The organism is Cupriavidus sp. GW822-FHT06G04 (assembly GCF_058799075.1).
Map to the genome: position 1 here is coordinate 263,710 of NZ_JBXALD010000003.1, position 16,967 is coordinate 280,676.

Genomic DNA, 16,967 nt, shown 5'->3' on the forward strand with positions numbered 1-16,967 from the left:
TGAGCCACGAGGTTTTCATGACCCAGAAAAATCCGGATCCATCGCAATTGGCGCTGGCAGGGCTGCGCGTGCTTGAAATCGGCGCGGGGCCTGCACTGGCCTACACGGGAAAGCTGTTTGCCGATTTCGGCGCCGAGGTCATCAAGGCCGAAAGCGCGGCGGGCGACGCCTGGCGGCAGATGCCGCCGCTGGTGGCCACGTCCGATGCGGCGCCGCCCGAGAGCGCGCTGTTCGCATGGCTGAACACCAACAAGCGCAGCATCACCGTGCACGAGGGCGACGCAGACGATGGCGCATGGCTGGCGCAGCTTGCCCAGACCTGCGATGTGGTGCTGGACGCGCGCGCACTGACTGAGGGCGTCGCGGTGCTGTCGCGGCCGGTATGGCGGACCGCCGACGCGGCGGGCCACGTGCCGATCGAAATCGTCCTGACATGGTTTGGCGAGAACGGCCCTTACAGCGAGTATGCGGGCGCCGAATCGGTGTGTCGCGCGCTGGCCGGCGCGGTGCATGGCAGCGGCCCGGTCGAAGGGCCGCCGCACATGCCGCACGACGTGCAGACCGCGATTGCGGCTGGCCTCTCCGCGTTCGCCGCTGCGGTGGCGGCGCTGGCAGGGGCTGCGCATGGCAGCCGGCGCTACGTGCTCAGCGTGCACGAATGCGCGCTGAGCGTGGTCGAAATGGAAGCCGGCATGGTGCCCGACAAACGGCATCCGCTCCGCCGGCTGGGCGTCAATCGGTTCTGCGGCACGCATCCCGCCGGCATCTATCAGGCCGCCGAAGGCTGGATCGGCATCTTCACGCACACGTTGCCGCAATGGCAGGCGCTATGCGAAGCGATCGGACGTCCAGACCTGGCGAACGATCCACGTTACGCCAGCGGCCCCGATCGCATGGCACGCGCCGATGAAATCGACGCGCTACTGATCCCCGCGTTCCGGTCGCGCACGGCAGCGCAGTGGTTCGAACTGCTTGGCGGCATGAGGCATCCCACGGTCATCGTTCCAACCATGGACGAGTTGCTGCGCCAGGATGTGCATCGGCAACGCGGCGCGTTTGTTCCGGTGCAAGCTGGCGATGCGGTGTTCGAAGGGCCGGTGGTGCCGTTGCGTCTCGATGATGCGGGTCCGCTGCCAGGCGGGCGCGCGCCGTCGAAGGGCGAGCACGATCGGCTGTACCGCACGTCGGCCCTCGATCGCGTTCCCGCGCGGCGGCTGGCGCGTGCGTCAGACGATCGGGCGCCGCTGAAGGGCATGCGCGTGATCGATCTGACGATGGGTTGGGCGGGACCGCTTGCGTCACGCACGCTGGCCGATTTCGGCGCGGAAATCATCAAGGTGGAAAGCACCGCGTACCCGGACTGGTGGCGCGGCGCGCATTTCACTGAGGAGTTCTATCGCGACAGGCTTTATGAAAAGAACTCGAATTTCCATCTGATGAATCGCAACAAGCTCGGTATCACGCTGGACCTGACGCAGCCCGAAGGCAAGGCGCTGCTGCTCGATCTGGTGGCGCATGCCGATGCGGTGATCGAGAACTACTCGGCAGAGGTGCTGCCGAAGCTCGGGCTCGACTACGAAGCGCTGCGCGCGCGCAACGCGCGGCTGGTCATGCTGTCGATGCCGGCGTTTGGGCTTGGCAATGCGTGGAGCAATACCCGCGCTTACGGCGGCACGCTGGAACAGGCCAGTGGCCTGCCGCTGTACACGGGACATCCGGATGGACCGCCGGCGATGACGTCGTATGCGTATGGCGACCCGGTTGGCGGCCTCAACGCGGGTGCGGCGATGCTGCTGGCGCTGTTCGAACAGCAGCGCACGGGCCGCGGCCGGCACGTCAACCTGTCGCAGGTGGAAGCCATGCTGCCGATGGCTGCACCGTTCATCATCGAACAATCGGTAACCGGCACAGTCGCGCCGCGGCAGGGCAATCGTCATCCCATGGCAGCGCCGCATGGCTGTTACCGCTGCGCTGGCGAGGACGAGTGGATCGCGCTAAGCGTGGGCGATGCGCAGTGGCCGGCATTGTGCGCGGTGATCGGCGGTGGCGCTCTTGCCGACGATCCGCAGCTCGCGCACGCGGCAGGCCGCCGGGTTGCGCAGGACCGCATTGACGCCGCCATCGCGCAGTGGTGCGGCACGCGCGATGCGGAGACGGCCATGCAGCAGTTGCAGGAGGCCGGTATCGCCGCGGGCGTGGTGCGGCCGATGTGGCAGGTGCTGCAGGACCGGCATCTGCGCGCGCGCGGCTTCTGGCGCGACGTCGAGCGAGCGCATGTCGGCGCGTACACGGCCAGCACGGCGTGGTTTCGCATCGGCCAACAACCGATGCCGATGCGGCATGTTTCGCCCACGCTCGGACAGCACACCGATGAGGTGCTGAGGCGTGTGCTGGGACTCGACACTGAGCGGCTTGCCGATCTGGAGCGGCGCGGCGTCACAGGACAAACCGCCAGGCCGAAGCATAAGAGAGCGACCGCATAGCGCAGACCCAAGCCCGCGCTGCGCGAATCCGCGCGCGGGCGAACCCCAAACAGGACGATCAGATCCTTCCAGGCAACACCAGAATACGGAGACAACATGAACCAGCAACGACGCAAAATTGGACTGGCACTGGCCGCGATGGCGGCCATTCCCGCCATACTGTCCAGCCCGGCCACGGCGCAGACGGCGCAATGGCCCGCCAAGCCGATCCGCATGATCGTGCCTTTTCCGGCGGGATCGTTCACTGACACCGTGGCACGCGTGCTGTCCGAACGTCTTACCAAAGCGCTCGGACAGCCGGTAGTGGTCGAGAACAAGGCGGGCGCCAACGGACTGATCGGCGTGACGGAAGCGGCCCGGTCCGCGCCGGACGGATACACGCTGCTGGTGACCAATTCCAGCAGCATCACGATCAATCCGCATATCTACAAAAAGGGCACCTACAAGGCCAAGGATTTTGCGCCGGTGACGCTGGTGCTGGAGGCGCCGTTCATTCTGGTGACGAATCCGGAATGGTCGCAGAAGAACGCGGTGGGATCGGTCGGCGATCTGGTTCGCTTTGCCACGCAGAATCCGGGAAAGATCAGTTATGGCTCCGCTGGCCCCGGCAACATCGCGCATCTGAGTTTTGCAATGCTCAACAACCGCGCGAAGATCAACACCACTCATGTGCCGTACAAATCCGCGGCGCAGGCGGAAATGGCGGTGATCAGCGGTGAACTCGATACGGCGTTCGACACGTGGAGCGCGCTGCCGCAGATCAAGGGCGGCAAGCTCAAGCCGATTGCGGTCAGTTCGACGCGGCGCATGACGCAGTTGCCCGATGTGCCCACTGTGGAAGAGGCCGGTATCGCGCCGTTCAACGCTACATTCTGGATTGGCATGCTCGCGCCGGCCGGTACGCCGCCGCAGATCGTTCAGAAGCTTCACGCCGCTGCGCGCGGTGTGCTCGAAGACGCCAAGGCAAAGGGCGCGCTCAGCCAGCAGGGCGACGTCGTGATGGTCGATCCCGAGAATTTCGGCAAACGGATCGAAAAGGAAGAAGCAAGCTGGGCCGTGGTGATCCAGCGGGAAAACATCACGCTGGACTGATCGGCCGACGTGCCGACGCATAAAAGAACGGGCGGAAATTCTGCCCGTTTTTCTACGTGAAAATTGCCGCTTACCGACTGGCAATTTGCCTTCCTGGTCTGTCCGAGCGCGCGAAATATCCGGTAAATCCGTCTGCCCTCATTGCATTTTGTCGCGCTTCGCCACTGGCGTTTGGCTTGCGCTTCTGCCAAGATTGCGGCCCTTCATCGACCACGGCCCACGTTGCTGCAGTTCTATCATGGCTTCGCGCAAAGCTCACCACGCCACCGGATGGGCGGCCGCCTTCATCGCTGCCGCAGTCATCGCGCGACACGGCGCGGGAACATGGCATTGGGCGAGCGTGGCCGGCTTTGTCGCCGCGCTGCCGGGCGCCACCGCGCCAGACTGGATGGAAGTGGCATGGTGGTCGAAGTCCCGTCGGCTATGGATTACGCATCGCAGCTGGACACATTGGGGTGTCATCTGGATCGGCCTGTTGCTTTGGTCCTATCACGCGCTTGGCACGCATGCGCTCGCCGCACCGGCTTTTGGCTTTGCATGCGGCGGCGTCATGCATCTGCTGGCCGACTGGCCCAATCCGCTAGGTGTGCCTTGGATCGCACGCCGTCACTCGCTGAACTGGTGGAAGAGCGGACGGTGCGATTTGATCATTGTGGCCGCGGCCTGGCTCGGCGCTTTTGCCGTGTTCGATGACGTCTGGCTGCACCGGACGCATATCGTCGAATTTCTGCGCTATGTGACAGCACTGCCTTTCAAGGTGCTGGTTTCCTGAGCGAGCTTTTAACTGGCTAGACGCTGACAGTCGCGCCCGCCACCAGAACTCAGCGGTTCCTTGTAAAAGTTGCGAAGCGCAATTATATTGGTTGCGTAGCGCAACCAAATAGCAGCCAAACAAGCGAATAGATCGGAGCCCGCTATGGATTTTGTCGATACCCCCGCACAATCGCGCGAGCAAACCGTTCTGGAATTACGGGAGTTTTCGCGCAAACTGGTCCGTGAATTGGGTTTTATGCGCAGTACGCTGGCAAACAGCGACCTCGCGCCATCGGCAGTGCATGCCATTATCGAAATCGGCGCGACCCCGGGCATTCAGGCGCGCGACCTTGCCAATATCCTCCGGCTGGACAAGTCGAATACGAGCCGTCAGATCGCCAAGCTCGAAGCAGGCGGTCTGGTTACACGAAGAGCATCGGACCAGGACGGACGATCGTCCGAGCTGTATCTGACGGATGCGGGCCAGGACTTGCGACGACGCATCGACGCCTTTGCGACCGACCAGGTGTCTCATGCGTTGCGGCGGCTGGCGCCGGCAGATCAGCGCACGTTGGTCAGGTCGATGTCGCTTTACGCCGATGCGCTGGCGCTGGATAACAACGGCGAAGCGTCGCTTGACGCTCGCGCGGAAACGGGCCGCATCGTGGAGGGTTATCAGCCCGGTTGTATTGGCGACGTGGCAAGCCTGCATGCGCGCTTTTACGCAAAACACTGGGGCTTCGGCGTATTTTTCGAACACAAGGTAGCGACGGAGTTGGCGACGTTTGCGCAGTCTTTGCCCAATTCCGACTGCGCGCTCTGGCTCTATGTTGAGAACGGCAGGTCCTTGGCGTCGGTGGCCATTGATGGCGATGCCACGACCCGCGTTGGGCATTTACGCTGGTTTATCGTCGACGATTCACTGCGCGGCTCGGGCATCGGGCGCCGGCTGATTGAACGGGCGATGGCGTTTGTCGATGCGCGCTTCGACGAGACGTATTTGTGGACCTTTAAAGGTCTCGATGCCGCGCGACATTTATACGAATCGGTGGGCTTCCGCCTGGCTGAAGAAGCGCAAGGGCAGCAATGGGGCACGCCGGTGATCGAGCAACGATTCACGCGCGCGCGACCGCGGGCATGACGACGGAACCCTGAGACGCGCGGGCGCTACACCGCGCGCATCGCAGGGGCCACAGCTACTGCCCAGGCAGCCGCTTATGCGGGTTCGCCAAGCAACTCGGTTTTGCGGGCTTCCAGTTGTGTGGCGATCTCGCGCAGATCGACCTTCGCCTTGATCACGGCGCCAAACAGTTCACCTTCTTCCTCTTCCACATGGTGGCCCACGTATTCGGTCAACACCTTGTAGTTGGCGTCCAGCATGTCCGGCTCTCCGCCTTCAATCTTCGCAATCAGCTCCTTCGCGACGCCATGCTCGACCTTCGCTTCATCGAGCATGTCGTCGATCTTGTCCGAGACGCCGCGCAGGGCAGGATAGAAAATCTCTTCCTCGATCTGCGCGTGGACCGTCAATTTCTGACAGGTTTCCATGGCGATCGACTGCTTTTCCGCGTCCTTGGCGCTTTCGAACTGCTTGAAGAGCTTCTTGACCGCGCGATGATCGTCCATCAACAGACCAAGGGCTGCGCGTTGCTCGACTGGAATTTTCGACTTGTCCATGAAGATCTCCGTAGGGAAGTGTTTGCGCTGCTGGTGGCGCATTGATCGGGACTTGCCGGATCGTGGATTGCAAGCGCCGTACCAGCGCGGCAGCGGCGTTCCCGGAAGGGGCGCGTCTGGCAGGCGAGGCGGCTGGAAAACGGCTTGCCGCGTGGATTTGGGCGGATCGAGCCGGGGCGCGGGCGCTCACGTACGAAGCGTCGCGCCGCGCGAGCGAAGGCATGTCGTTTTCTACAAAACGCGGTGCGGGTTACCCATGGGCCTTGCTGAACCAGCGCCGGTTCGGGCGCGTGGCGGCGAACGTTTCATGTCGTCCCGCTGCGCAACGATGTATCTCCGGGGCGTCTTTCCGTGCCCATCGTCGGCCTGCGCTCGCAAGCTGGACGACGTCATGCAAACGGGCTAGCATCGGCGCTTCCAAATGGACGTCCATCAATATCCCGCAGCGCCGCACCAGTTGAGCTGGCGCGTCGATACAACCCTACGCCACCGCCCATGACCATGCAGCCACCGAGCATCGTTCCCGCGCAGACAGCGTTACTGATCATGCATTATCAGACTGACATCATGGCGCTGTTTCCGGACGTGGCGCCCGTGCTGCTGGCGAATACGCGCAAGCTGTGCGACGCCGCGCGCGCCCGGGGTGTCAGTGTCTATTTCGCCAAAATCCACTTTTCCCCCGGCTATCCGGAAGTGAGCCCGTTGAACAAGAACGGGCAGGGCATCAGGCAACTGGGGCGGTTCGTCGACGACAGGATTTCGCCCGAACTGGAACCGCAGGCCAGCGAGCCGGTGATCGTCGCGCATCGCGCCAGCGTGTTCTTCGGCACCGATCTGCAGGTGCGCCTGTCCGCGCAAGGGATCGATACGCTGATCATGGCGGGAATCGCATCCACCGGCGTGGTGCTTTCTTCGCTGGCTTATGCAAGCGATGCGGATTTCCGTCTCTTTACTGTCAAGGATTGCTGCTACGACCCTGACCGGATCGTGCACGACCATCTCTTCTCCACGGCTTTCGAATCGCGTTCCACGGTGCTGTCGCTGCCGCAGGCGTTGGCGTTGATGGACTGAGCGATGTCCTGTGATGGCAGGTTGCCGGAAGCCGCAGCGGTGCCGCGGCCTCCGGCAGCCGCGCTTCAGGCCCGCGAGGGGTAATAGCCGCTCACGCAGATCGTGTAATACAGGCCGGTTGGCTCCAGGGCGCGCAAATCGGGCAGCGCAAAGGTATTCATGCCATCGCCGCCAAATTTCGTTCCAAGCAGCGAGAACAACGCGGTATTACTGTTGATCGCCAGGATTCGGCCATCGGCGCGCATGCCGCCAATGGCGAAAGCCCCGGCCGACAGCCACACCGTGCCCATCGTGCATTCCGCTGCTGGCGTGCCGTCGTTGATCGAACCGGGCAGGTTGCCGAGGCCGGGGACGGTGCCGGCAGGGCCAGTTGCGCCCGTGGCACCCGTCGCGCCCGTCGCTCCGGTGGCGCCCGTGGCGCCAGTCGCACCGGCCGCGCCTGTCGCTCCAGTGGCGCCTTGCACGCCCTGCGCGCCCTGCGGACCGGTTGCGCCCGTTGCGCCTGTTGCGCCCGTTGCGCCCGTTGCACCAGCCGGACCGGTGGCCCCGGTCGCACCGCTGGCACCCGTAGCGCCAGTGGCCCCCGTGGCGCCAGTCGGGCCGCTCGGGCCAATCGGGCCGACGACACCCTGCGCCACATCGCTTGAGAGCGTCGCGAGCGTGCTGTTGGTCAGCTTGAGCTGGGTGGCGATTTCTTCGAGGCGGTCGTCATAGACGTCGCCATTGCGCGGGTTGAATTTCTGGTTCAGCAGATTCAGCGCATCCGCGTTCACGCCCAGGCTGGACAGTCGCTGCTTGACTTGCGTGATCGCCAGCGCCAGACGGTCGCTTGCGGCCGCTGCCGACGTCGCCGAGAAATTGGAGAAGAACGCTTCCGTATCGGGATTGCCCGATGCGGCGGCCACTACCAGTTCGGTGATCGGCGTGACATTGGTCGTGCCGGGATTTTCGATATACGAGTGCAGGTAGTCGCCGCCCGGGGTTCGCACGCGGATCACGCAGGGCAGTGCGAGATTGGCCGTGGTGGTGCTCCAGCTGCCGTCCGCGCCCGTGGTGAGGCTGGCTTGTCCGCTCACGCATTTGAGCAGCAGGTTGCCATTGGCGATCGGCGCGCCAGTGGCGGCGGTGCCGGACAAGGTTGCAGCCGGCAGAGCTGCCGTGGTGTTGGCGTTGGTGCTGGAATCGTCCCCGCCGCCACAGCTGGCGAGCAGTACGGCGGTGGCAAGTGAGAGCGCGCTGGCCCATTGACGTTGTTGCATGGTGACCTCCCGGTTCAAAAATCGCTATTTCCGCTTGTAGAGTGCAAATCCCGAGCGTTTTTTGTATCGCACGGGGGCGCGAAATAGTAGCGACTGGCTTTACCAGGAGGGGTGCGGCGTATGCCCCACTGTAGTGGGGGAGACAACGGCAAAATTTGCGGTTTTTTGGGTGGTGGCGCCTCAGGCGCGGAAAATCCGGCTCGCGGCTTCAGGCCAGTAATCCGGCCAGGGACGGCGGCAATCCGGCATTGGCTTTGCGCGGAGGCCGCGCAAAGCTGCCTTCGCGGGCGTGGCCGGCGTGCAGCGTCACGAGCGATTCGCAATGACGCACGGCGCTGCTCACGCCGTCCACCACCGGGACCGGAATGCGCCCTTGCAGCGAGCGCGCCAGGCCGGCCAGCGGCGCGCCGGCGACGATGATCACGTCGGCGCCATCCTCGCGCACGGCCTGCAGGCTCAACGCTTCCAGCCTCGCGGCGTGGTCTTCCTGCACGCTGCCGATGTCGCGCAATGGCGACTGCAGCGAGCGGATGCTGGCCAGGCGCGCCGACAGCCCGTTCGCGGCCACGCATTCGCGGTACCACGCCTCGATACGGTGCGAGATCGCGATGATCGAAAAGCGCTGCCCCAGCAGGCAGGCACTGGCCAGCGCGGCTTCGGTCATCCCTACCACCGGCACGTCGAACAGTTCCTTCATGCCGGCCAAGCCGGGGTCGCCAAACGCGGCGACGATCAGCCCGTCGAAGCTGCCGGCGTGTTCGGCGGCGGCGCAGGCCGTGGCGTAGCCGCCCACCAGCGCCTCGAAGCGCGTTTCGATATAGGCCACGCCAAAGCTGGCCGTGGCCATCGTGACACGCGTCTCCGCAGACGCGGTGCGCAGCGCTTCGGCCTGGATCAGGTCCGTTACCGACGCGCTGATGTTCGGATTGACGATCAATAGGTTCATCGGATTCTTCGTAGTCATGGCGTCGATCGCCGCATCAGAGTTCGGGCTGTCCCGCTTCCAGAAACCGGCCGCGCCCGGCCGCGGGTTCCAGGTATTCGCCGTTGCGCACGATCATCTCGCCGCGCGAGAACGTGGTCATTGGCCAGCCGGTCACCTCGATGCCTTCGTACGGTGTGTAATCCACCGCGTGGTGCAGATCCCGGTTGGCGATGCGCACCTTGCGCACAGGATCCCAGAGCACGATATCGGCGTCGGCGCCCACGGCGATGGTGCCCTTGCGCGGGTACAGGCCGTAGATCTTGGCGGGCCGGTACGACGTGAGCTCGACAAACTGATGCAGCGACAGCTTGCCCCGTTGTACGCCATCGAACAGCAGCGGCAGGCGCGTCTCGATGCCGGGCACGCCGTTTGGAATATGGTCGAACGGCTGCGCCGTGCCGCCCAGCTTCTTGCCTTCGGGATCGTCGTAATTGAAGGGCGCGTGGTCCGACGAAAACACGCTGAACACGCCATTGGCCAGCGCGCGCCAGACGGCCGCCTGGTTTTCAGGGTCGCGCGGCGGCGGGCTGCACACGCACTTCGCGCCTTCGTAGCCGTCGTCGCCGGGCAGGCCCATGTCTTCTGCGGTCAGGTACAGGTACTGCGGGCAGGTCTCGGCAAGGATCTTGAGTCCGCGGCCTTGCGCCCAGCGGATCTGTTCGATGGCTTCCTTGCCCGATACATGGACGATCAGGATCGGCACGTCAACCAGTTCCGCAAACGAGATGGCACGATGGGTCGCCTCGCGCTCAACCACCGCCGGTCGCGCCAGGCCGTGGAAGCGCGGTGCAATGCGGCCCTCGCCGGTGAGTTTGTCGGTAAGCCACGAAATGCAGTCGGCGTTCTCCGCGTGCACCATCACCAGCGCCTGATGCTGGCGCGCGACATCCAGTACCTCCAGCATTTCGCGGTCGGACAGCTTGAGGTCGTCATAGGTCATGTAGACCTTGAACGAGCTGTAGCCCTGGCGGATCAGCGCGGGCAGTTCGTCCTGAAGCACCGCGGGCGTGGGGTCGGCTACGATCAGGTGAAACGCGTAGTCGATCACCGCACGGCCGTCGGCACGGCGATGGTAATCGGCCACGGCAGCCTTGAGGGACGCGCCTTTTTCCTGCGCGGCGAACGGGATCACCGTGGTCGTGCCGCCGCACACGGCCGCGCGCGTGCCGGTAAAGAAATCGTCGGCCATTCGCATGCCGTCGGGCATGGGCTGGTCCAGGTGGCAGTGGCCATCGACGCCGCCGGGCAGGGCCAGCAGGCCCGTGGCGTCGACTTCCTGCGGCGCGGCGGGCAGGCCGTGGCCCAACGCCACGATCTTCCCGCCGCGTACACCGATGTCGCAGCGGAAGCGGTCGGAAGCGGTGACCACGTCAGCATTGCGGATCACCAGATCAAGATTGTTATCTGCGGGCATGGTCATCGCTCTCCGATGCTTTTGCTACTTATGCCACTTCGCGGAACAGGCGGCCCCAGCCCTTCAAGGCGCTGGTATCGACACCCGCCAGCCGCAACGACTTCCACACCACGGTGGAGATCGTGTCGTACAGCGGGATGCCGGTCTCGGCTTCCAGTTCTTCAGCCAGATGCGCGGCGTGAAGGTTGGTGCAGAACGTGGAGATGGCCTGCACGTTCTCGCGCGCGAGTTCGCGCACCATGCCGCGGATGGTGTCTTCCTCGACTTCGGCGAAGCTGTAGTTGACGTGCAGGTCGAGGTGGCGCTCGGCCGTGCAGTCGAAACCGCTGCGCTGGTAGTTGGCGATGATGCGCTGCTGCACGTCGTCCAGGTACGGCGTGGCCAGGCCGAAGCGGCGCGCGCCGGTCTTCTCCAGGATTTCGTTGAGCGCCAGCACCGAAGTGGTGGCGGGAATGCCGGTGGCCTCGGTAATCTGCTTGCACAGCGCCTGGTCGCGGTCGAAACCGAGCCAGCCCGACGACGTTCCATTCCACGCGATCACATCGACGCGCGCATCGGCCAGCAGCCGCGCCGCCCCGAGGATCTTTTCCAGGTCGAACTGACCCAGCGCCTGGTCACGCAGCGAAATCTCCGTGACCGTGAAGCGCGAGAAATGCGCGCTGACATTGGGCAGGTCGGCAACCATCGCACTGGTAATGGGCTCCAGCGCGGTATTGGAAGACGGCGTCAACATGCCGAGACGAATCTGCTTGCTCATGGTTGGTTCTCAAGAGTTGTCGGGCGCCGTCTGGGCGCAGCGCCTCAAGTTGATATTGGTTTTATTGTTCTGGCGTGTCGTTGAACGCGAGCTGCGTGCCGGGCACGCCGTGACTGGCGCGTGCCAGCTCCAGCTCTTTGTTCAACGCGGCCCGGCGCGCGGCGTCGGGCTTGACGGTATTGCCTGCCTGCAGCGCAGGCAGCACGTATTGGTTGACCATCTGACGATACAGGTCCAGATACTTCGCGTCACGAAGTCCGCCCTGCGTCGACATGATGCTGTTCATCACGATTACCGCATTCTGCTTCGGCAGCACTGTGATGAACTGGCCCTTGTATCCCATCGCGCTGAATTCGCGCTCGCTCGTGACGATGTTGTTGACCCAGCAGTAATAGCCATAGTCGCGGGCCGGACCCGAAGGCGTGGTCATCTGCGCCACCCACGACGCGGGCACTATTTGTTGCCCGTTCCAGCGGCCCTGGTTCAGCATCAGCATGCCAAGCCGCGCCATGTCGATCGACCTCAGGCGCAGACCCCAGCCACCCGAAACGGCGCCTTTGCCATCGGCGCCGTCCCAGCGATAGTGAGACATGCCCAGCGGTTCAAACAAGCGTTTCGCCGCGTACTGCTGCTCGGGCATGCCGGCGACCTGGCTGATCGTGGCGCCCACCAGCACCGGGTTCACGTCGATATAGTCGAACTCTGTGCCTGGCGCCTTGCCTACGCTGGCTGACGCCGCTACCTTGAGGCGATCCGGCACGCCGTAGTACAGCGTGTCGGTGCCTTCGACCAGTTTGTACGACAGGCCGCTTGCCATCGACATCAGGTGACGCAACTCGATCCGCTGCTTGTCGGCCAGGGCCGGCGCGAGGTCAGGGCGCGTCGCCGCCAGGCGCGGCGCCGGGGCGTCGCTGACGGCGAGCTTGCCGTCGCCCACCAGCGTGCCAACCAGTAGCGCGCTGATGAACTTGGTCACCGAGTACAACTCGTGGTTGTAGTCGCGCCCGGCGCCTTCGCTATAGCGCTCGAAGACCACCTTGCCATCCTTGACGACCACCAGGCTGCGCACGTCCAGGCGGTCGCGCCGGATCCATTCGGACAGCGCCACCAGCCGCGTGGAATCGACGCCGACCGCCTCCGGCTGGGCAGTGGGAAGGGCGCCCGGCGCGGCGGGCGCAGCTTGCGCGTACAGTGCGCCGGCTGACAGCAGCACCGCCGCGGCGAGGCAGGACAATCGTTGCATGAGGTTCTCCGCCAGCGTCTGCATGTCAGACCGGAATCTTCTTTTCGTAGTCGATGGCCGTGGACGCCAGCAGCAGGCCCACGCCGGCGGCGGCAAAGAACATCAGCGCCAGGAAGTACGAGCCCGTGAACTGCACGATCATGCCGACGATGATGGGCACGCTGATGCCGCCGATATTGCCGCCGAGGTTCATCACGCCACCGAGGAAGCCGATCTTGTTGCGCGTGCCGAGGATCGACGGGATGCACCAGAACAATCCGCACCAGCGCAGGAAGAACAGCGTCGACGAGAGCAGCGCCACGACCACCACCGGGTTGGTCACGTAGGCCACCGAGAAGATCGACACGGTGGCGACCACGGCGGCGATGCCGAACAGCGTGCGCATCACCACGTTGGGACGCCCGCCGGCTTCCTTCCATTTATCGGCAATCCAGCCGCCGATCAGTTCGCCGATGAAGCCGCAGAAGAAGATGATGAAGCTGGCGCCGCCCATGGCCTTGATGTCGAAGCCATGCACCTTGTTCAGGTAGTTGGGCATCCACGTCAGCAGACCATAGAACACGGTGTTGAAGCACATCCAGCCAATCGCCATGCACCACACCGAGCGGTACTTGAAAAAGTCGAGCGAGCGGCCCGACAGGTTGGCGGGCTCGGCGCGGTACTCGCTGGCCTGCGCCTCTTCGATGTAGCGCGCTTCGAGTTCGTTGACACCGGCGTGCTCGCGGGGCGCATTGCGGATGTACCACCACGCCACCATGCCGGCCACCACGGTTCCCGCGCCAGCCACGACGAAGGCCAGGCGCCACGATCCAAGCGAGGCGATCAGCCAGGTGATGATGATCGCGCCGAGCGCCGCACCGAGCGGCGCGCCGCCATCGAGCAGCGTGGCGCCGCGGCCGCGTTCGTTCTGGGTCATCCAGATCGCGTTGAGCTTGCCGCCGGCCGGGTAGATCGGCGCTTCGGCAGCGCCCAGACCCAAGCGCGTCAACAGCAGCGTGGTGGCGCTGGTGCACACGGCGGCCAGCGCCTGGAACGCGCCCCAGAAGATCGTCGCGGTGGCAATCACGATGCGCGGCTTGTACTTGTCGGCCAGCATGCCGCCCGGCACCTGCATCAGCGCATAGGTCCAGAAGAACGAACTCAGGATCAGCCCCTGCATGGTGGGACTGAGGTCGAATTCCTTTGCGATCAGCGGCATCGCCACCGACAGCGACGCGCGGTCGATGTAGTTGATGGCGATGAGGAACAACATCATCAGGAAGATCTTCCAGCGGACGCTGCTGCGCGTGGCCGACATCGTGGCGGCCTGGCTTGTGGTGGACATGACGGGGGTCTCCTTGCTTCCCTGGTGCTGCGTGGTCTAGGCGTTTGAAGGGGTGTGTCGCGCAACTGGGACGGAGTATAGGATACGTAATCTGTAATTACAACGGATGTAAGTTATTGATTTATATAGTTGTAGGGTAAGCACCAATGTGGGTGTGATAGTCTTCGGTCTGGTGCAGATTCCCTATTCTGGTGACGTCAGTGACACAAGCCCTTCCCAAAACCGCCCGCCTGCGCACACTCGGCATGTCCGCCGAAATCGCCGCGAGTCTGCGCACGATGATCCAGGAGGGTGAACTGCCGCCCGGCGTGCGGATCGACGAAAAGGCGTTCTGCGATGCCTTCGACGTTTCCAAGACGCCGCTGCGCGAGGCGCTCAAGATCCTGGTGTCCGAGGGGCTGGTGCTGCATCGCCAGTACATCGGATATCGCGTGGCGCCGCTGGACCTCGAGGAACTGCGCTCCACCTTCGAAACGCTGCACGGACTGGAGGCCTACGCGGGCGAACTGGTTGCGCAGCGGCTCACCGACGTGGCGCTGGCCAGGATCGAACGCAAGCATCAGTCGATGATCGACGCACACGCCGCCGGCCGCCGCACCGACTACTTCCGTACCAATCAGGAAATCCACCAACTCATCGTGGATAGCACGGGCAACGCGGTGCTGTCTGGCATCTACGCCACGCTGATGAGCAAGGTGCATCGCGCGCGTGGCGCGGCGAATGCGGACATGCTGCGTTGGCAGGAATCGCACGAGGAACACGAAGCCATCATGGCGGCCTTGCGCGAGCCCGGACGTCAGCGTCTGCCCTCCATCCTGCGCGAGCATTCTGAAAACACGGCGCGCGAAGTGCTGCGTGTAGTCGAGCAGTCGCTGGCGGAGCCGGCTACGCGCGCGGCCAACGCATCGCGCGGACGCTAAACAGGCGTGCTAAACGCGCGCCTCCGGCGTGGTATGCATCGCCTTGTGTTGGGCTTGCGCGACGATCCCGCCATCGGCGCGCGTTTGTCATCAGGCGATTGAAACGCCTGTACAGCGAGCTTTCGACACGGGGCGCCGATCCATCGCGTCGGGCTTGCCGGATGTAGTAAATGCATTGCTTACGTCCGTCCCTTACACGGCCGCCATCGCGGCGTCTCGCCGCCGCCGCTTTCCGCCATTTAAATCCTAGCTGCAAGTGATCGTGCACGCCGGTGGGCACTGGTATGGCTATTGCGTCGCAACGTTGGCCAGACCAGGCGAAGCACTGCTTCGCTCACACGTCCAACGGAGGGAGATTCCCATGCGACAACCGCTTTTACGAACTCTGGCCGCAGCCTGCGTCTTCGTGTCGGCGACGGCCATGGCACAAGGCTCGGGCGTCACGCCGCAAGCCGGCAGCACAGGCAACGTTACAACGGACAGCATGCGCGGCGCCAGCGCGGCGCCCACGGGCAAGTCCCAGATCGCCCGCGGCGACCGCAAGTTCATCGAGGACGCAGCGCAGGGCGGTCATGCCGAGATCGAGGCCAGCAAACTGGCGCAGCAGAAGAGCGGTAATCAGGACGTCAAGGCGTTTGCCGCGAAAATGATCGAGGACCACGGCAAGGTAGGCAGCGAACTGGATTCGCTGGCGTCATCGAAGGGCGTGACCGCGCCGCAGGAACCATCGACGATGCAGAAGGGCGAAATCAAGGCGCTCGGCGCGTTGGACGGCGCGAAGTTCGACAAGATGTACGCGTCTCGCATTGGCGTGGCCGCCCATGAAAGCACCGTGAAAAAATTCCGCGAAGCCTCACGCAATGCGAAAGACCCGGACGTGAAGGCGTTTGCCGCAAAGCATCTGCCCGATCTGGAGAACCATCTGCAGATGGCGCGCGATATGAAGAAGAAGGTGGACGGGAAATAGGGTAGGGCGTCGCCCAGGGTCCAAGCGTTGCGGCGTCTGCCGCAACGTACCGGGTCGACTTCGCGTCACCACTATGACGCCGATTCCGCACGCCAATGGCGTGCGTCAGTCGTTGTCGTAGCAAGTGGCGGGATGGAGCGACCAATACCGCTCCGGCGCGCCGATGTCGGCCAGCTGTTCAACATTGAATAGCGGTAGCTGGCTCTGGTAAGCCTCGACCGCTTGCATTTTCAGCGGGTGGTGGGCGTCCGAGGCAAACTGCACCGGCCGCGCCACAAGACCTTCCTGCCACCAGTCGACCAGGCGTTTCTGAAGCATACCGGGCAGCCGGCGATAGATTGCATCCTCATAGAACAGCCACTGCGTCGGCGCTGCGGCATCGCCGTCGTCAACGCCATCACTTGCACTTGCGGGCGGCGGCATGGCCAGCGTTGCGGTCCGCATCATCACCATCATCATGCAGGCGCGATTCACCAGGATGTGGTCGCTGTGGAATAGCCCCATCGGCACCACGATCGTCCCGCCGCGATGGATCGCTGCGCAGCGCACCAGCGCCTTCAGGATCAGTTCCGGCGTCTGATGCTTGTCGTATTGGCCGTCGAGGCAATCCAGCCATGCGGGTGTGGCACCGAGTAAGGCGAGAGCGCGTGCGTCTTCCTGGCGACGCTGCAGAACGGCCTGCTGGCAACTGTTGAAGCCGGCCGCGCGATCCCAATCCGTGAGCTTGGTGTCGACCTCCGGCACCCCTGCCAGCGCCGTGACGACCACCGTTTGGGGGGAGGCTGCGATCAGGCATCCACAACTGAACACCGCGTCGTCGAGGTGCGGCGAAATTACCGTAAGCGGCGAGCAGAGCTGAAATAGCGGGGCTGTATTCATTGACTAAGCGGGCGAGTTTGCGCGGATGGTTACGGCGTAGGGAATGCTGACTCGCACCATGTGTGCCAGCGCTGCGGGGTGGTGTTTGGCACGGCCGTTGCGGTGGTTAAGCTTCGCGGCGCGCAGCGCCTCGGAAATCGCGA

At 64.0% G+C, this 16,967-nt stretch carries 15 protein-coding genes; 7 read left to right on the forward strand and 8 right to left on the reverse strand.

The annotated features are described in order from the left end of the window. Positions 1–17: 17 nt before the first annotated feature. The 4 genes from AC1RKI_RS08490 to AC1RKI_RS08505 all read left to right on the forward strand — a co-directional run bounded on the left by AC1RKI_RS08490 (position 18) and on the right by AC1RKI_RS08505 (position 5,469). Entirely contained in the window at positions 18–2,483 is a 2,466-nt protein-coding gene (locus AC1RKI_RS08490; protein WP_492796027.1) for a CaiB/BaiF CoA-transferase family protein, read from the forward strand. Positions 2,484–2,579: 96 nt separating this feature from the next. Beyond that, positions 2,580–3,575, forward strand: a complete 996-nt coding sequence (locus AC1RKI_RS08495; RefSeq protein WP_420868824.1) for a Bug family tripartite tricarboxylate transporter substrate binding protein — start codon at positions 2,580–2,582, stop codon at positions 3,573–3,575. 238 nt (positions 3,576–3,813) lie between these two features. Further along, positions 3,814–4,347, forward strand: a complete 534-nt coding sequence (locus AC1RKI_RS08500; RefSeq protein ID WP_150980760.1) for a metal-dependent hydrolase — start codon at positions 3,814–3,816, stop codon at positions 4,345–4,347. Between the two features lie 144 nt (positions 4,348–4,491). After that, a complete protein-coding gene (locus AC1RKI_RS08505; protein WP_061954128.1) occupies positions 4,492–5,469 on the forward strand; it encodes a bifunctional helix-turn-helix transcriptional regulator/GNAT family N-acetyltransferase in 978 nt (325 codons plus the stop codon). A 74-nt stretch (positions 5,470–5,543) separates the two neighbouring features. On the opposite strand, the gene AC1RKI_RS08510 is transcribed toward AC1RKI_RS08505, so the two are convergent. Then, on the reverse strand, positions 5,544–6,005 hold the full coding sequence (locus tag AC1RKI_RS08510) for a hemerythrin domain-containing protein (RefSeq protein WP_061954283.1): 462 nt from the start codon (positions 6,003–6,005) through the stop codon (positions 5,544–5,546). A gap of 495 nt (positions 6,006–6,500) precedes the next feature. Between AC1RKI_RS08510 and AC1RKI_RS08515 the strand changes: the two genes are divergently transcribed. Beyond that, a complete protein-coding gene (locus AC1RKI_RS08515) occupies positions 6,501–7,076 on the forward strand; it encodes a cysteine hydrolase family protein (RefSeq protein ID WP_084003848.1) in 576 nt (191 codons plus the stop codon). Positions 7,077–7,141: 65 nt separating this feature from the next. Here AC1RKI_RS08515 and AC1RKI_RS08520 read toward each other — a convergent pair whose 3' ends face one another. The 6 genes from AC1RKI_RS08520 to AC1RKI_RS08545 form a co-directional block, all read right to left on the reverse strand. Next, a complete protein-coding gene (locus AC1RKI_RS08520) occupies positions 7,142–8,335 on the reverse strand; it encodes a phage tail protein (RefSeq protein ID WP_492796024.1) in 1,194 nt (397 codons plus the stop codon). Between the two features lie 208 nt (positions 8,336–8,543). Further along, positions 8,544–9,281, reverse strand: a complete 738-nt coding sequence (locus tag AC1RKI_RS08525) for an aspartate/glutamate racemase family protein (protein ID WP_492796202.1) — start codon at positions 9,279–9,281, stop codon at positions 8,544–8,546. 34 nt (positions 9,282–9,315) lie between these two features. Then, positions 9,316–10,734, reverse strand: coding sequence for a dihydropyrimidinase (hydA, locus tag AC1RKI_RS08530; RefSeq protein ID WP_227461027.1), 1,419 nt, complete (start codon positions 10,732–10,734; stop codon positions 9,316–9,318). Positions 10,735–10,762: 28 nt separating this feature from the next. Beyond that, entirely contained in the window at positions 10,763–11,491 is a 729-nt protein-coding gene (locus AC1RKI_RS08535; protein WP_244787911.1) for a maleate cis-trans isomerase family protein, read from the reverse strand. A 61-nt stretch (positions 11,492–11,552) separates the two neighbouring features. Next, positions 11,553–12,734 carry a serine hydrolase domain-containing protein gene (locus AC1RKI_RS08540; RefSeq protein ID WP_492796021.1) on the reverse strand — a complete coding sequence of 394 codons (1,182 nt, stop codon included), beginning with the start codon at positions 12,732–12,734 and terminating at the stop codon, positions 11,553–11,555. 25 nt (positions 12,735–12,759) lie between these two features. Further along, a complete protein-coding gene (locus AC1RKI_RS08545; RefSeq protein ID WP_227461030.1) occupies positions 12,760–14,058 on the reverse strand; it encodes an MFS transporter in 1,299 nt (432 codons plus the stop codon). A gap of 245 nt (positions 14,059–14,303) precedes the next feature. Here AC1RKI_RS08545 and AC1RKI_RS08550 point away from each other — a divergent pair, with 245 nt between their 5' ends. Further along, positions 14,304–14,978, forward strand: coding sequence for a GntR family transcriptional regulator (locus AC1RKI_RS08550; protein ID WP_492796019.1), 675 nt, complete (start codon positions 14,304–14,306; stop codon positions 14,976–14,978). A gap of 361 nt (positions 14,979–15,339) precedes the next feature. Beyond that, positions 15,340–15,945, forward strand: coding sequence for a DUF4142 domain-containing protein (locus AC1RKI_RS08555; protein ID WP_061954139.1), 606 nt, complete (start codon positions 15,340–15,342; stop codon positions 15,943–15,945). 105 nt (positions 15,946–16,050) lie between these two features. Here the strand turns inward: AC1RKI_RS08555 and AC1RKI_RS08560 are convergent, their stop codons facing one another. After that, on the reverse strand, positions 16,051–16,824 hold the full coding sequence (locus tag AC1RKI_RS08560; RefSeq protein ID WP_492796017.1) for a PIG-L deacetylase family protein: 774 nt from the start codon (positions 16,822–16,824) through the stop codon (positions 16,051–16,053). Between the last annotated feature and the right edge of the window lie 143 nt (positions 16,825–16,967).

Coding starts and splice junctions, on each gene's coding strand:
- AC1RKI_RS08520 (WP_492796024.1), bottom strand. CDS start 8,335: ATGCAACAACGTCAATGGGCCAGCGCGCTCTCACTTGCCACCGCCGTA.
- AC1RKI_RS08495 (WP_420868824.1), top strand. CDS start 2,580: ATGAACCAGCAACGACGCAAAATTGGACTGGCACTGGCCGCGATGGCG.
- AC1RKI_RS08540 (WP_492796021.1), bottom strand. CDS start 12,734: ATGCAACGATTGTCCTGCCTCGCCGCGGCGGTGCTGCTGTCAGCCGGC.
- hydA (WP_227461027.1), bottom strand. CDS start 10,734: ATGCCCGCAGATAACAATCTTGATCTGGTGATCCGCAATGCTGACGTG.
- AC1RKI_RS08515 (WP_084003848.1), top strand. CDS start 6,501: ATGACCATGCAGCCACCGAGCATCGTTCCCGCGCAGACAGCGTTACTG.
- AC1RKI_RS08560 (WP_492796017.1), bottom strand. CDS start 16,824: ATGAATACAGCCCCGCTATTTCAGCTCTGCTCGCCGCTTACGGTAATT.
- AC1RKI_RS08505 (WP_061954128.1), top strand. CDS start 4,492: ATGGATTTTGTCGATACCCCCGCACAATCGCGCGAGCAAACCGTTCTG.
- AC1RKI_RS08535 (WP_244787911.1), bottom strand. CDS start 11,491: ATGAGCAAGCAGATTCGTCTCGGCATGTTGACGCCGTCTTCCAATACC.
- AC1RKI_RS08500 (WP_150980760.1), top strand. CDS start 3,814: ATGGCTTCGCGCAAAGCTCACCACGCCACCGGATGGGCGGCCGCCTTC.
- AC1RKI_RS08525 (WP_492796202.1), bottom strand. CDS start 9,281: ATGAACCTATTGATCGTCAATCCGAACATCAGCGCGTCGGTAACGGAC.
- AC1RKI_RS08550 (WP_492796019.1), top strand. CDS start 14,304: ATGTCCGCCGAAATCGCCGCGAGTCTGCGCACGATGATCCAGGAGGGT.
- AC1RKI_RS08510 (WP_061954283.1), bottom strand. CDS start 6,005: ATGGACAAGTCGAAAATTCCAGTCGAGCAACGCGCAGCCCTTGGTCTG.
- AC1RKI_RS08555 (WP_061954139.1), top strand. CDS start 15,340: ATGCGACAACCGCTTTTACGAACTCTGGCCGCAGCCTGCGTCTTCGTG.
- AC1RKI_RS08490 (WP_492796027.1), top strand. CDS start 18: ATGACCCAGAAAAATCCGGATCCATCGCAATTGGCGCTGGCAGGGCTG.
- AC1RKI_RS08545 (WP_227461030.1), bottom strand. CDS start 14,058: ATGTCCACCACAAGCCAGGCCGCCACGATGTCGGCCACGCGCAGCAGC.